The organism is Streptomyces sp. DSM 42067, assembly GCF_055792885.1.
On sequence record NZ_CM147706.1, the window covers coordinates 2,873,059 to 2,887,857 of the forward strand.

General features: G+C 68.8%; 13 protein-coding genes and 1 riboswitch. Of the genes, 9 read left to right on the forward strand and 4 right to left on the reverse strand.

Annotated features, from left to right (window positions below; translation table 11 throughout):
- The first annotated feature begins 4 nt into the window (after positions 1-4).
- Positions 5-706, forward strand: coding sequence for a DUF4191 domain-containing protein (locus tag ACSMXV_RS13405; protein WP_181659469.1), 702 nt, complete (start codon positions 5-7; stop codon positions 704-706).
- 136 nt (positions 707-842) lie between these two features.
- Here ACSMXV_RS13405 and ACSMXV_RS13410 read toward each other — a convergent pair whose 3' ends face one another.
- Positions 843-1,310 (reverse strand): RDD family protein, encoded by a 468-nt coding sequence (locus ACSMXV_RS13410; RefSeq protein WP_181659468.1) that lies wholly within the window; start codon positions 1,308-1,310, stop codon positions 843-845.
- A 213-nt stretch (positions 1,311-1,523) separates the two neighbouring features.
- Here ACSMXV_RS13410 and glnA point away from each other — a divergent pair, with 213 nt between their 5' ends.
- The 5 genes from glnA (at position 1,524) to ACSMXV_RS13435 (ending at position 8,777) form a co-directional block, all read left to right on the forward strand.
- Entirely contained in the window at positions 1,524-2,933 is a 1,410-nt protein-coding gene (gene glnA / locus ACSMXV_RS13415) for a type I glutamate--ammonia ligase (RefSeq protein WP_181659467.1), read from the forward strand.
- Positions 2,934-3,409: 476 nt separating this feature from the next.
- Positions 3,410-3,494, forward strand: a riboswitch (ZMP/ZTP riboswitch).
- A 30-nt stretch (positions 3,495-3,524) separates the two neighbouring features.
- The gene (locus ACSMXV_RS13420; RefSeq protein ID WP_473177853.1) at positions 3,525-4,682 is read left to right on the forward strand and encodes a phosphoribosylaminoimidazolecarboxamide formyltransferase; all 1,158 of its coding nucleotides are present in this window, start codon (positions 3,525-3,527) and stop codon (positions 4,680-4,682) included.
- Between the two features lie 213 nt (positions 4,683-4,895).
- A complete protein-coding gene (locus ACSMXV_RS13425) occupies positions 4,896-5,579 on the forward strand; it encodes an IMP cyclohydrolase (RefSeq protein ID WP_473177854.1) in 684 nt (227 codons plus the stop codon).
- Between the two features lie 88 nt (positions 5,580-5,667).
- Positions 5,668-6,297, forward strand: a complete 630-nt coding sequence (locus tag ACSMXV_RS13430) for an orotate phosphoribosyltransferase (RefSeq protein WP_473177855.1) — start codon at positions 5,668-5,670, stop codon at positions 6,295-6,297.
- A gap of 278 nt (positions 6,298-6,575) precedes the next feature.
- A complete protein-coding gene (locus ACSMXV_RS13435) occupies positions 6,576-8,777 on the forward strand; it encodes a glycoside hydrolase family 3 protein (protein ID WP_473177856.1) in 2,202 nt (733 codons plus the stop codon).
- A gap of 90 nt (positions 8,778-8,867) precedes the next feature.
- Here the strand turns inward: ACSMXV_RS13435 and ACSMXV_RS13440 are convergent, their stop codons facing one another.
- On the reverse strand, positions 8,868-9,788 hold the full coding sequence (locus ACSMXV_RS13440; RefSeq protein ID WP_473178922.1) for a transglutaminase-like domain-containing protein: 921 nt from the start codon (positions 9,786-9,788) through the stop codon (positions 8,868-8,870).
- Positions 9,789-9,948: 160 nt separating this feature from the next.
- Here ACSMXV_RS13440 and polX point away from each other — a divergent pair, with 160 nt between their 5' ends.
- Positions 9,949-11,676, forward strand: coding sequence for a DNA polymerase/3'-5' exonuclease PolX (gene polX, locus ACSMXV_RS13445; protein ID WP_473177857.1), 1,728 nt, complete (start codon positions 9,949-9,951; stop codon positions 11,674-11,676).
- Positions 11,677-11,703: 27 nt separating this feature from the next.
- On the opposite strand, the gene ACSMXV_RS13450 is transcribed toward polX, so the two are convergent.
- The gene (locus ACSMXV_RS13450) at positions 11,704-12,825 is read right to left on the reverse strand and encodes a CapA family protein (protein WP_473177858.1); all 1,122 of its coding nucleotides are present in this window, start codon (positions 12,823-12,825) and stop codon (positions 11,704-11,706) included.
- A 107-nt stretch (positions 12,826-12,932) separates the two neighbouring features.
- A complete protein-coding gene (locus tag ACSMXV_RS13455; protein ID WP_181659447.1) occupies positions 12,933-13,223 on the reverse strand; it encodes a hypothetical protein in 291 nt (96 codons plus the stop codon).
- Between the two features lie 167 nt (positions 13,224-13,390).
- Between ACSMXV_RS13455 and ACSMXV_RS13460 the strand changes: the two genes are divergently transcribed.
- Both ACSMXV_RS13460 and ACSMXV_RS13465 read left to right on the forward strand, forming a co-directional pair.
- Positions 13,391-13,759: an arsenate reductase family protein gene (locus tag ACSMXV_RS13460; RefSeq protein ID WP_473177859.1), complete on the forward strand. Its 369-nt coding sequence runs from the start codon at positions 13,391-13,393 to the stop codon at positions 13,757-13,759.
- A 124-nt stretch (positions 13,760-13,883) separates the two neighbouring features.
- Positions 13,884-14,645 carry an RlpA-like double-psi beta-barrel domain-containing protein gene (locus tag ACSMXV_RS13465; RefSeq protein WP_473177860.1) on the forward strand — a complete coding sequence of 254 codons (762 nt, stop codon included), beginning with the start codon at positions 13,884-13,886 and terminating at the stop codon, positions 14,643-14,645.
- The last annotated feature ends 154 nt before the right edge of the window (positions 14,646-14,799 follow it).

A 14,799-nucleotide genomic window follows, 5' to 3' on the forward strand; every position in this document is an offset into this window, starting at 1 on the left:
GGACATGGCGAGGAAGGAAACCGCAGCGGACGCTGCGAACCCCGGGCGGCTCAAGCAGATCGCCCTGACCTACAAGATGACCCGCAGGGCCGACAAGAAGATCGGCCTTGTTCTTTCGGCTGTGGGAATCGTCACCTTCGGTGTCTTCCTCGCCATCGGCTTCTTGATCGGTCACCCCATCTATCTCGGCATCCTCGGTGTCCTGCTCGCCTTCCTCGCGACGGCGATCGTCTTCGGACGCCGGGCCGAGCGTGCCGCCTTCGGGCAGATGGAGGGACAGCCGGGCGCGGCCGCCGCGGTCCTGGACAACATCGGGCGCGGCTGGACGACGACCCCGGCGGTGGCCATGAACCGCAGCCAGGACGTCGTGCACCGGGCCGTCGGCAAGGCCGGCATCGTCCTGGTCGCGGAGGGCAACCCGAACCGGCTGAAGAGCCTGCTGGCCGCCGAGAAGAAGAAGATGAACCGCATCTTCGCGGACGTGCCGGTGCACGACGTGATCGTCGGCAACGGCGAGGGCGAGGTCCCGCTCAAGAAGCTCCGCACGACCCTGCTGAAGTTCCCCCGCGTCCTCACCGGCCCGCAGGTCACCACGACCAACGACCGGCTGCGCGCGATGGGCGATCTGATGAGCAACATGCCGCTGCCGAAGGGCCCCATGCCCAAGGGCATGCGGATGCCTCGCGGCGGCCCGAAGATGCGGTAACGCTGTCGCTTGCCCTACTACGTGGATGGGGGCCCGGAACCGAGTGGTTCCGGGCCCCCGTCGTCGTGTTCCAGGTGCCCCGCCGTCATCGACGTGTTCCAGGTGCCCGTCGTCGTATTGCGTACGGGGCGCGGGGTCAGATCCGTACCTGGACGGCGCGTGCCAGGCGGTCGTGCAGGCCGCGGCTGTCGCGGTCCCAGATCAGGGCCGGGATCGCCAGGCACAGCAGAACGCTGCGGGCGATGACGCGGCCCACGCCGAGCCTGCCGCCGTCCACTGCCACGACGCGCAGCCGGAAGAAGCGCTTACCCGGGGTGAAACCGAGGGTGCCGAGGGTGAGCACGTTCAGCACGAAGAGGATCAGCAGGGCCCAGGAGCTTGTGGCCTGGTCATAGCTGCCCGTGATCAGGCTGGATGCAATCAGCACGCACAGCCCCCAGTCGACGGCGATCGCGCCGACGCGCCTGCCGAGCGGCGCCACGGAGCCCGGCCCCTCCTTCGGCAGACCCAGCTGCTCGCCCCGGTAACCAAGGTCGACGCCCATGTCCTCGGCCGCCTGGCGCGGTCCCGAGAGCCACGATCCGATTGCTTGCCTGTTGTTCACCCGTCCACGGTACTGGGCCCCTATATGCACCCGGGGGGCCGGGGTGGTAGAGAGGGAGGAGACGACGGGGGCGGTTAACTTCGACGAAACAAATGGGTCACGCAAGAGAAATCCTGCATCCCTAAGGTCGGGTGCAGCGTGTGCCACCGCACTGGCTCACGAAAAGGCTACAAACCCCGCGTCCCCTGTCCGGGCCGGGATAGGAGGAGCTGGATGTTCCAGAACGCCGACGAGGCCAAGAAGTTCATCGCAGACGAGGACGTCAAGTTCGTCGACGTCCGGTTCTGCGACCTGCCGGGCGTGATGCAGCACTTCACGGTGCCGGTTGAGGCGTTCGACCCGGCCGAGGAGCTTGCGTTCGACGGGTCGTCGATCCGTGGTTTCCAGGCCATCCACGAGTCGGACATGGCGCTGCGCGCGGACCTGTCCACGGCTCGCCTGGACCCGTTCCGCAAGGACAAGCACCTCAACATCAACTTCTTCATCCACGACCCGATCACCGGCGAGCAGTACAGCCGTGACCCGCGCAACGTCGCGAAGAAGGCCGAGGCCTACCTCGCCTCGACCGGCATCGCCGACACCGCGTACTTCGGCCCGGAGGCGGAGTTCTACGTCTTCGACTCCGTGCGCTTCGAGACCAAGTCGAACGAGTCCTTCTACCACATCGACTCCGAGGCGGGCGCCTGGAACACCGGTGCGCTGGAGGACAACCGCGGCTACAAGGTCCGCTACAAGGGCGGGTACTTCCCGGCCCCGCCGGTCGACCACTTCGCCGACTTGCGCGCCGAGATCTCCCTCGAGCTGAACAAGGCCGGCCTGCAGGTCGAGCGTCAGCACCACGAGGTGGGCACCGCCGGCCAGGCCGAGATCAACTACAAGTTCAACACGCTGCTGGCCGCCGCCGACGACCTGATGCTCTTCAAGTACATCGTGAAGAACGTCGCCTGGCGCAACGGCAAGACCGCGACCTTCATGCCGAAGCCGATCTTCGGTGACAACGGCTCGGGCATGCACGTCCACCAGTCCCTGTGGACCGGCGGTGAGCCGCTGTTCTACGACGAGCAGGGCTACGCGGGCCTCTCGGACACCGCCCGCTACTACATCGGCGGCATCCTGAAGCACGCCCCGTCGCTGCTGGCCTTCACCAACCCGACGGTGAACTCGTACCACCGCCTGGTCCCCGGCTTCGAGGCCCCGGTCAACCTGGTCTACTCGCAGCGCAACCGCTCCGCGGCCATGCGTATCCCGATCACGGGCTCGAACCCGAAGGCCAAGCGCGTCGAGTTCCGCGCCCCGGACCCGTCCTCGAACCCGTACCTGGCGTTCTCGGCGCTGCTCCTCGCGGGCCTCGACGGCGTCAAGAACAAGATCGAGCCGGCCGAGCCGATCGACAAGGACCTCTACGAGCTCGCTCCCGAGGAGCACGCGGGCGTCCCGCAGGTCCCGACCTCGCTGCCCGCCGTCCTCGACGCGCTCGAGGAGGACAACGAGTACCTGCAGGCCGGCGGTGTCTTCACCTCCGACCTGATCGAGACCTGGATCGACTACAAGCGCGCCAACGAGATCGCCCCGATCCAGCTGCGGCCGCACCCGCACGAGTTCGAGCTGTACTTCGACATCTAAAGGGCGGGGTCGGGCGACCTGGGGCTAGGGCCCGGGAACATGCTGTGACCTGGGGAAATGCTGCTCAGCATTTCCCGCTGTTCCCAGCTGTTTTCCAGGGCCTTGTGCACCAGGTGTGCACCGGACCGCCAGGATCCTGACTTGCTGTCAGAACAGCAGCGAGGGCCGCCACCCTGTCTGGGGTGGCGGCCCTCGCTGGCTTGGTCGCGCGGCAGGAACGAAAAGTGGGCCAGTATCCACGATCAGGCTTCTTGGTCTCCTGGTAACGGGCTGGGGCGGCGACCTGCGGCGATGGTGGCTGCAGGTCGCCGACCGGTCTTTTGATGATTGCTGGCGATGGGTGCGACGGTCTTCATCGGGTGTCCTGCGGACTCTGTGCGGACAGCTCTGGCCACGATCGGCTCACCAGCTGGGCAATCGCTGATGGTAGCGATCCAAGATCGGCCGACCCGCTAAGCGCTCTTGCCGATAGAGTCTTGTCCGGCCGCAACTGGCGAGGGTGGACAACCACCGGGGAGCGGCCGTTCTTCCGCGTGAGCGTCGACCGCCTGGGCGCCTCCGTCAGTGATTGTCCGCTGAGGAGGCCACGACGTGGATCTGCGTTACGGAATGAACCCCCAGCAACGGGCGGCGGATGCCACGCCGGTCCGGCCGGGCCGGTGGCCGGTTCGGGTGGTGCAGGGGAACCCGTCGTACATCAACATGCTGGACGCGCTCAACAGCTGGCAGCTGGTGTGTGAGGCGAGCCGGTGCCTGAATCGACCGGCGGCTGCTTCTTTCAAGCATGTCTCACCTGCCGGTGCTGCCGTGTCCGGGCCCGTCGATGACGTGACGGCGGAGCTCTACGCGGTTCACCAGGACGAAGTCGGCCCCCTGACCAGTGCGTATCTGCGTGCTCGCGACGCCGACCCGAAGTCCTCCTACGGGGACTTCGCCGCTGTCTCGCACCCGGTCGACGCGGAACTCGCCGAGTTGCTGGCCCGAGTCGTCTGCGACGGCATCATCGCGCCGGGCTACGCACCGGGTACCGTTGGGACGCTCAGCAAGAAGAAGAACGGCCGCTTCCTCGTCATGGAAGCGGACCCGGCCTTCGTACCGCCGGAGCGTGAGACGCGCGAAGTCTTCGGCCTGCGCCTGGCCCAGCAACGGGACGAGGTGCCGCTGGCAGCCACGCTGTTGGAGAACGTCGTGTGCGGCGCGCTGCCCACGACTGCCGCGGATGATCTCCTGCTTGGCCTGGTGGTGCTGCGCTACACCCAGTCCAACTCGGTGTGCTACCTGCGTGACGGGGTGACCCTCGGCATCGGTGCCGGGCAGCAGTCTCGCGTGGACTGCACGCGACTTGCCGGCGCGAAGACCGACACCTGGTGGTTGCGGCGCCATCCGGCGGTTCGCGCGCTCGCCTTCCGGCCGGACGTCCGACGTCAGGACCGGATCAACTGGCAGATCCGCTTCGTCGAGGGTGACCTCACGCCGGACGAGAGCACTCGCCTTTCCCGTGCGCTGTCGCAGCCGGGAGAAGAGTTGACCGACAGCTCGCGCGTCGAATGGATGGCTGGGCTGAAGGGCGTCGCGTTCGTCTCCGACGGGGCGTTGCCGTTCCGCGACAACGTCGACCATGCACACCGGCATGGTGTCGGCTACATCGCCGAGCCGGGCGGATCGATCCGTTCCGTAGAGATCGAAGACACCTGCCGCGAGCATCAGATCGCCCTCGCACGCACCGGCCTCAGGCTGTTCCACCACTGAGGAACCATGGCCCGCGACGACGCTCGCAGGGTGCTGCGTCAGGAAAGCGTCCACCGGGATGCCGAGCCAGCGACTACCCGCCGGCCCGTTGGCGGTTGGAAGGCACGGCACTGCTCGACGTGCTGGAGTCGTCATCGGTGCTGCCGATTGCCCACTTCCCCCTCTTGCCAAACCGAGACTGAAGTCCTCGGACCGACCAGAAAGCGCATCAGCATGCTCGCCCTTCAGGATCTGTTGTCCGCCAACCCTTACCCTGGCCGCGGCGTCCTGTGCGCCCGCACCCACTCCGGAACCGTGCTGGGCGGTTACTTCCTCACTGGCCGCAGCCCGGCCTCACGCGACCGTGCTCTGAGACTGATCGACGGTGAGCTCGTGGTCGGCCCCCTCACTCCTGGAAAGCACGATCCACTGCGCCACTACGCCGCCGCCACGACCACCAGCGACTGGCTGGTTCTGGGCAACGGCGAGCAGGTGTCCCAGGCTGCGGAACTACTCCGTGCGGGAGCCTCACCCACCGACGCGCTCAGCGGCTTCACGTACGAACCGGACCCCCCGATCCGGACGTCCCGCCTCACCGCGCTGATCAGCCGCGACGGCGGACGCACCACCGTCTTTGGAGCCGCCCACCCCAGTCGCGCCGCACGCCTCACCAGCAATGTGATGACCCTCGCCGTGCAGGATCTGGAACCGGGCGAAGCGGTCCTACTGACCACCTACGACTCCGACGGCGAACAGGTCTCGGTCGCCGCTCCCTTCACCGAGGCCACCGTCAGCGCCAGGAACGGCGAGGAACTATTGGACGAGATCTGGTCCGCGCTCGACGAACGGTTCCGAATCGCCGTCGCCGTCGTCGATCCTGCCCAGGGGCCGGAGTCCGCGATCCAGCGATCTGCTTGAGCCATGGCCCTCGCAGCGCACGCCTGTTGCCCGACATGCTGCATGCCCGTGTCGTGGCTCCGCGGGATGCCTGGAAGACTGGCTGCCTGTGACACATTCTGATCTTGCTCGCCGTATCCATGCCGTCTCTCATCTGGAAGGTCACTTCACGCTTCGGTCCGGACGTGCCGCCACGGAGTACTTCGACAAGTACCGGTTCGAAGGCGATCCCGTTCTGCTGGACGAGATCGCCGAGCGGATGACGCCGCTGGTGCCGTCCGACACGGAGGTGCTGGCCGGCCTGGAGATGGGCGGCATCCCGGTCGTCACCGCGCTCGGCCGACACACGGGTCTGCCCTGCGCGTTCGTGCGTAAGCAGGCCAAGCCGTATGGCACCTGCCGTCTCGCCGAGGGCGCCGAAGTGGAGGGCCGGCGGGTGCTGATCGTTGAGGACAACGCTCACCCGCAACCGCCTGCTCGACCGCACCGCCGCGGACCTGCGTGCCCAGCCGGACTGGCCGGTGCTCCGCGACACGGTCACCGCCTGGTGCGAGAGCGGTTCAACCTCGTACGGGCGCTGCACATCCACCGCAACACCGTCGTCTACCGCATGAACAAGATCGAGCAGATCACCGGCCGGCCGCTGCGCGACCACCGGTCCACCATGGCGCTCTATCTGGCCTGCCTGGCGGACCGACTCGACAGCACCAACAACGACACCCGGGCTTCCACACCGTAAGTCGCAGTCCCTGCCGACCGATTGACACCCGTCCGCCACAGCCTGAGACTCGATCCTCACGCTGAATGACGTTCACCTTGCGAATCCCGTGCACGAGCCGCTCACTCACAAGCACTCAAATCTCACAAGGGACGGACATGTCTGCTTCCGGTACGCCCGGTCCACAGCTCTCGTTACTCCGTCAGCACGTCACACGCCGACACCATCCGACCGCACGTCCGCGTCCCCCGCACCGGCGGTTCAGACGCGCCGTCGCCGCGCTGAGCACTCTCGCGGCGGTGGCCACCGGTCTCGCGGTCGCGCCCGGCGCGCAGGCCGCGCCCGGCGCCCAAGCCACAGCCGGCGACCAGGTCGCGTCCGGCCGCCCCCTCTACCTCGATCCGTCGAAGCCCGTCGAAAAGCGGGTCGCCGACCTGCTCGGCCGGATGACGCTGAAAGAGAAGATCGGCCAGATGACCCAGGCCGAACGGGCCGCGGTCGCCGACGACCCGTCCCGGGTCGCCGAGTGGGGCCTCGGCTCGGTGCTGTCCGGCGGCGGCTCCACACCCGCGGAGAACACCCCGGCCGCGTGGGTCGAGATGGTCAACGAGTTCCAGGAACAGGCGCTCAGCACCCGCCTCAAGATCCCGATCATCTACGGTATCGACGCGGTGCACGGCCACGGCAACGTCGCCGGCGCCACCCTCTTCCCGCACAACATCGGCATGGGCGCCACCCGTGACTCCCAACTCACCGAGAAGGCGGGCGAGGTGACGGCCGCGGAGCTCCGCGCCACCGGCATCCCCTGGAATTTCGCGCCCTGCCTCTGCGTCACCCGCGACGAGCGGTGGGGCCGCGGCTACGAGAGCTTCGGCGAGGATCCGGCCCTGGTGAAGGCGATGGAGACCGGGATCGATGGCCTGCAAGGCCCGACGCCGAACCGCATCGGCCCGGACCGTGTGCTCGCCACGGCCAAGCACTTCGCCGGGGACGGCGACACGGCGTACGACGTCGCCACCGCCGCGGCCAATGAGGGCAAGCCCTGGTACGAGCAGAAGTACACGATCGACCAGGGCGTCACGGTCACCAGCCGGGAGCACTTCGCCGCCGTCGATCTCGCCCCGTATGGGCCTGCCGTCAGGACGTACCGGGTCGGCTCCGTCATGCCGTCCTTCTCCAGCGTGGACTGGACCGAGGACGGGGTCGGCAACCCGGTGAAGATGCACGCCCACCAGGACCTCCTCACCGGCGTGCTGAAACGGAAGATGAACTTCAAGGGCTTTGTCATCTCCGACTGGGAGGGCATCCACCAGATCCCCGACCCGTCGGACCCGGCCAACGCCGGCCTGACCGGCTACAAGGTCCGTACGGCCGTCAACGCGGGCGTGGACATGTTCATGGAGCCCAACACGGCGCCCGAGTTCATGCGGTTGCTGCTGGACGAGGTCGAGGCGGGCGGGCTCAGCGAGGCGCGGATCGACGACGCCGTCTCCCGCATCCTGCGCCAGAAGTTCGCCCTCGGCCTCTTCGAGCATCCCTACGCCTCGACAGACAAGGTCGACGAGGTGGGCAGCGCGAAACACCGGGCCGTCGCCCGTGAGGCCGTGGCCAAGTCGCAGGTGCTGCTGAAGAACAGCGGGAACCTGCTGCCGCTCAGCCCGAAGTCGAAGATCTACGTGGCCGGGCGCAACGCCGACGACGTCGGCAACCAGGCGGGCGGCTGGACCATCACCTGGCAGGGCGTGTCCGGCGAGGGCGTGCGGGGCACCTCCATCCTGGACGGGATCAAGCAGGTCGCCCCGGACGCCGCCGTCACCTTCAGCGAGGACGCCTCCGCGCCCACCGACGGGTCTGATGTCGGCGTCGTCGTGGTCGGCGAGACACCGTACGCCGAGGGATACGGCGACGTCGGCGGGCCGGAGTGCGGCTGGTGCACCACGCCGCAGCAGGAGTCGAAGTCCCTGTCGCTCCAGCCGGAGGACAAGGCCGCCGTGGACAAGGTCTGCTCGGCCGTGGAGAAGTGCGTCGTGCTGGTGGTCTCCGGCCGCCCGCAGATCATCACGGACCAGCTCGGCGAGATCGACGCGCTGGTCGCGTCCTGGCTGCCCGGCAGCGAGGGCGCGGGCGTGGCCGATGTGCTGTTCGGCGAGCGGCCCTTCACCGGGCGGCTGCCGGTCAGCTGGCCGAGGAGCGCCGACCAGGTGCCGGTCAACGTGGGTGACTCCGACTACCGGCCGCTGTACCCGTTCGGCTGGGGGCTGCGTACCAAGGTCGGGAGCGGTCCGGTCGCCAGTCCTGCGGCGCTGGAGTCCGCCCGCTCCAAGGGCGATACGGAGTTGGTCGACGAGATCGTCGCCCAGGCCCGTGACGCCGCGCAGGCCAGTGCGGTGGCCGGTGCGGCCCCGGCCGACTGGGCCCGGCTTATCGCGGACACCGATCATGCGCTGCTCGCCGGGGACCCGGTGACGGCGTACAGGCTGCTGAGGCGTGCCGCCTCGTAGAAGCCACTGACGTCAGGCAGCTGCCTGCCGCCGGGGACCAGAACCCGCGTCCCCGGCGGCAGGCAGTGCGTGCGCCTGGAGGCCGACGCCCTATCCCCTCAGCGTCACCTCGCTCGGCCCGTTGAACGGCGCCAGCGACAGCACCGTCTTCGGCGTCCGCAGCCCGTCGTTCTCCGTGAACAGCTTGCGCGCCGCGTCGAAGGGCACATCGTCGTACGTCACCAGGGCGGGCTGGTCGTACAGCTCCCTGATCTCGTCCGTCATCTCTTCGTCGCCGCCGGCGCCCGTGCCCCATACGTCCCACAGCAGTGTCTCCACCTTGTTCAGCGCCGCCAGGTCGAGCCGGATGTTGCCCGCCACGAACCACTCCCCCACCAGCGGCCCGTCCGGGAGGTGGAGCCCGAACGTCTTCGGGTCCGCCTCGCCCGCGCGGATCGTCCGCCAGGCCGAGCCCGCGACGAGGAAGCGGTCGCGGGGCACGTCCATGGGGTCGAACTCGATCTTGAAGTTATCGGTGACCAGCGGGTCCGCCAGCTCCGCGTCGGCGAGCAGCCACCCCCGCTCGTCGTCCCAGTACTCGGTGACGACGTGGTCGAAGTGGAAGCCGTCGGAACCGAAGTAGTCGGCGAACCCGGACCGCAGGCGCGCGGGGATCCCTGCGTGGCGCAGGAACGAGCAGTGCAGCAGCGTGAAGTCGCGGCAGATGCCGACGAAGCGGTCGCTGAGCTCGCGCCGCTGCGTCAGCGGGGCGTCGTTCCGCTCGGTGATGATGCGCAGGATGTCGTCGATGTAGCGCGTCTCGGCGTCGTTGTGCAGGCGGTCCTGCGGGATGTCGTAGCGGTAGAGCTCCCCCTCGACCCGATGGATCGTCAGGTCACGGGCGATACGGGCAAGTTGCCGCGGATCGGCCGGCAGGTCGGCGTAGAGCGAGGCGAGCGCGCCCGGGTCGGAGAATGCGCTCTGGGTGGCGTAGAAGGCGGCGACGTCCGGTGAGAGGCGGGCGGATGACATGAAGGAGACCCCCGGAAAAGTATCGGCCATGTGTTCGATTACGGCCCGGCGCCCCTCACGGTGCCAAAATTCCCGGGGATTTGTCCAGAACTCCCGCACGGAAGCCCGCTTTGCACATCAGTTCGATCTGCTGGGCCGCTCCCGCTCTTAGACTGGAGACGTGGCCCGGCCCAACGAAGAGGTCGAGGCGCTCCTCAAGGAGTACGCGGACCTCATCGCGATCACTCACGGAGACGCGTTCAAGGCACGCGTCTACGAGAAGGCGGCACGTGCGATCGGCGGCCACCCCCGAGACATCTCCCAGCTGGACGCCGCCGAGCTGCGGGACATCCCGGGCGTGGGCAAGTCGATCGCCGAGAAGGTCGTCGAGTACTTCCGCACCGGCAGGATCACGGCGGTCGAGGAGACCCGGGCGAAGATCCCCGCCGGCGTACGGGAGCTCATCACGATCCCCACGCTCGGCCCCAAGAAGGCCATGACGCTCTACGAGGACCTGCACATCTCTTCAGTCAGCGAGCTGGCCGACGCCATCCACGCGGAGAAGCTGCGCGATCTGAAGGGCTTCGGCGAGAAGACCGAGCAGAACATCCTGCACGGCATCGCCCTCCTGCAGCAGGCGGGCGACCGCATCCTGCTGAGCATGGCCATGGATCAGGCCGAGGAGGTCGTCGCCGAGCTCTCCCGGGTGACCGGCTGCCAGAGCTGCACCTACGCGGGATCCCTGCGCCGGATGAAGGAGACGATCGGCGACATCGACATCCTGGTCGCCGCCGGTCGCTCGGCCCCCTTCATGGACGCGCTCAGCGAGCTTCCCGCCACCGCCGAGGTCATCGCCCACGGCGAGAAGAAGACCTCGATCCGCACCACGAAAGGGCTCCAGATCGATCTGCGGGTGCTGCCGCCCGACTCGTGGGGCGCCGGTCTGCAGTACTTCACCGGCTCCAAGGCGCACAACATCCGCACCCGCACGATCGCCGTCCGCCAGGGACTGAAGCTCTCCGAGTACGGCCTGTTCGAGACGGAGAGCGGCAAGAGCGTCGCCTCCCGGTCCGAGGAGGACGTGTACGCCAGGCTCGGCCTGCCCTGGATCCCGCCCACCCTGCGCGAGGACCGGGGCGAGGTCCAGGCGGGGCTGCGCGGCGAGCTGCCCGACCTGGTGACGGAGCGGGACATCCGCGGTGACCTGCACACCCACACCGATCTCACCGACGGCCTCGCGCCGCTGGAGGAGATGGTCGAGGCCGCTGCCGCGCGCGGCTACGCGTACTACGCGATCACCGACCACGCCCCCAACCTGTACATGCAGCGCATGACCGACGAGAAGATCCTGGCCCAGCGTGAGCAGGTGCGGGAGCTCGACGGCAAGCACCACCGCATGCGGCTGCTGCACGGCACCGAGCTCAACATCGGACCCGACGGCGAGCTGGACTGGCCCGACGACTTCCTCGCGGGCTTCGACCTGTGCGTGGCCTCGGTGCACTCGCACTTCAACCTGAGCCGGAAGGAGATGACCCGCCGCCTCGTACGCGCCTGCGAGAACCCGCACGTCAACGTCATCGGCCATCCGACAACCCGGCTGATCGGCAAACGGCCGGGCATCGACGCGGACCTCGACGAGGTGTTCGCCGCCTGCGCCCGCACCGGCACCGCACTGGAGGTCAACGCGCAGCCCGACCGCCTGGACCTCTGCGACGAGGACATCCTGCGCGCCAAGGAGTACGGCGCGAAGTTCGTGATCGACACCGACGCGCACTCCGTCCTCCACCTGGCGTTTCTGCGCTACGGGGTGGGTACGGCACAGCGCGGCTGGCTCACCGGGGATGACGTGATCAACACCTGGCCGCTCGGGCGGCTGCGCAAGTTCCTGCGCGGCGGTCGGTCGGCATGAGACGGACCCTGCCCTGCCCGGCACTGACTACCACCGGAGCGCGAGCGCCCCGTCCGGCTCGCGGTCCACACGCAGGCCGAAGCCCTCGCTGATCCGGTCGAGTACGGCCCGCAGCCACTCCGAGTCCTTGCTCGAAGCATGCCGCAGCCGCATCCGCCGGGCCTGCAGCGGCACGATCCGTACGCCCGCCGGCCTGCCGGTCTCCGGCTCCAGCGAGACCAGGAAGAGCAGCCGGAGGTCGTCCCGGTAGCGCTCGTAGCCGCTGATGCCCTCGTAGTCGTCGATGAAGTCGCCGCAGCCGTAGAGGACGAGCTTCCCCCGGTACATCTCCATCGGGCGGGGATGGTGCGACGAGTGGCCGTGCACGAGGTCGACGCCGCCGTCGACGAGTGCGTGCGCGAAGCGTGTCTCCCCTGCCGAGACCTCGTAGCCCCAGTTCGGGCCCCAGTGGATCGAGGCGACCGCGATGTCCCCGGGCCGCTTCATCTGCCGTACACGGCTGGTGATCGCGTCCGCGGCGGCCTCCGAAGGATCGGCCACCAGCTCCACGCCGGGCCTGCCCTCGCCCGCCGCCCAGCTCCGCGGTATGCCGCTGGACGGCATGCCGAAGGAGAAGACCAGGACGCGGCCGCCCCCGGCCAGCGGGACGACCGCGGGTCGCCGGGCCTCGGCCGCGTTCCGCCCGGCGCCCGCTGTCGGCAGCCCCGCCGCCGCGAGACTGCTGAGTGTCTCCTCCAGACCGCGGCGCCCGAAGTCCAGTACGTGGTTGTTGGCCAGGGCGCACACGTCGGGGCGGGCGGCGGCCAGGCAGGGCAGGTTCTCCGGGCTCATCCGGTAGTGCACGGCCTTGCCGGGGGCGAACGTGCCGTCCCGCGTGACACTGGTCTCCAGATTGACCAACCGGACGTCCGGAGCGGCCTCTTCGAGCACCGGCAGGGCGTCGCCCCAGGGCCAGGGAAAGCCGACCGGACGGGGAATCGGGCCGTTCTGCTCCTCGGCCAGCTCGACATAACCGCGGGCATCCCGGATGTAGCTCTCCCGCAGTGCCGGGTCTCCGGGGTACGGGAGGATCTGGTCGACGCCGCGACCGAGCATCACGTCGCCGCAGAGGAACAGGGTGACCGGGCCATCCCCATGTGTCCGGGGCATTCTCCCAGGCTAGGCCCTGTCGCAGGCCACGACGCGGCAGGTCCCGTGCCCCCTCGCACTCGGCTCCGGGCGCACGGGACCTTGTGACACTGTGCGTCAGAGCCGGATCAGCGGCTGTACCGCATCAGCGCACGCACCATGTGGCACGTGGTGTCCGACGGCGGGTGGATTCCTATGCGCTCCGCCGTGTTCCGGATCCGCTGGTTGTGCGCCTGGTTCGGCATGTAGACGCCCGAGTCGAGCAGGGCGATGGCGAGGCGCATGGCCTTGAGCCGGCGGTTGTGCGTGATGTACCACTCCCGCGGGCGTCCGGCGGGCAGCGGCCTCTTCTGTAGCGGTGCGTACGGAAGGTCGATCGGCAGGGTCGTCTGCATGAGTGCGGCAGCGGGCACGGGCATCCTCCTGTCGCGGTCAGGGTCCCTGGCGGGCACCCTCGAACACTTCTTCAATTCTACTGCCCAGCACTGACAAAAGCCGCTGGCCACAAGGGATGTGACGGTTCGTACGGCGCTGCGGCGCATGGTGCTCCGGGTGGTGCCGATGAGGCTCACGTACCGTGTGCGGCATGGAGATCTGGATCAATCCGGCCTGCTCGAAATGCCGCAGTGCGCTCACCCTGCTCGACGCGGAGGGCGCCGACTACACGGTGCGCCGCTACCTCGATGACGTACCGACCGAGGACGAGATCCGCGACGTGCTCGGCAAGCTCGGCCTCGAACCCTGGGACATCACCCGCACCCAGGAGGCGATCGCCAAGGAGCTGAACCTCAAGGACCGTGAGGCCTGGCCGCGCGACGCCTCCGCCCGCGACCGGTGGATCAAGGCGCTGGCCGAGCATCCCAAGCTCATCCAGCGTCCGATCATCACGGCCGACGACGGGACGGCGGTGGTGGCGCGGACGGAGGAGGCGGTACGGGACGCGCTGTCGCGCTAGCAGCTGGACCGTTGTGCCTGTTTCTGGTGTGACTGTTGAGCATCCCGGGCGGGTTACTCGTACGTAATGCCGAACGTACCCGCGTCCGGCCGCCGTCAGGGGCGGCCGGGGACAGGAGGCACGTATGTCGCGCAGGAAGACGCTCAGCCCGCAGAAGAAGATCGCGCTCCTGGTGAGCGCCGCCGCCGTCGCCGGCGGCGGGGCCTTCGCCATGGCGAGCACCAGCAACGCGGCACCGACGTCGGTGGTCTGCGACGGACTGGCCACGGCGCTCGCCAACAACCAGAAGTTCATCGACGGTCAACGCGCCAACCCCGACGCTCAGTCGGAGGCGCGGATCGCCAACCGGCTCGCGGTGATCGAGGAGATCAAGCGCAAGCAGGCGGCCTCGGGGTGCGAGGCGGAGGCAGGGGGCGGGGCGGCCGGTTCGGAGACGGGCGCGGGCGCCGGTGCGGATGCCGGTGCGGGCGCGGGCGCGGGCACGGGTGCAGGTGCAGGTGCGGGTGCGGGCGCCGGATCGTCGGAGCAGACCGCCGTACCCGCGGAGCCGGGCGCTCCTCAGGAGACCGCCGCCCCCGAGGAACCCGGTGGCGGCGGAGAGGCCGGTGGCGGCGGAGAGTCAGGGGCCGGAGCCGCCGGCGAGGTCGTCTGCGCCGGTTCCACCGTGACGCTCTCCGGTGAGGGCGGAGCGCCCGCCGCGTCCAGCAACCAGTTCCCGGTCGGCACGCGACTGAAGGTGACGAACCTGGACAATGACAAGTCCACGACCGTCGAGGTCACCTCCGTGTCCGGCAGCTGCGCGCTCCTGAACAACGCGGCCTTCGAGCAGGTCCGCGAACCCGGCAAGTTCCTGATCCGCAACGCCCGGATCGAGAAGGCGGGCTGACCGCCGGACGTGCCGGTCCCGCCGCTCCGGGCGAGGGGCGACAGGGCCGGCACGTCCGGTTCGCGCGGCCACGGGACATTTCGTGCGGGCCGTCCGACTGCCTTACGCACTGACCGGTACGAACCTGCGCCCATCGCATACGAGCGGGCGGCGC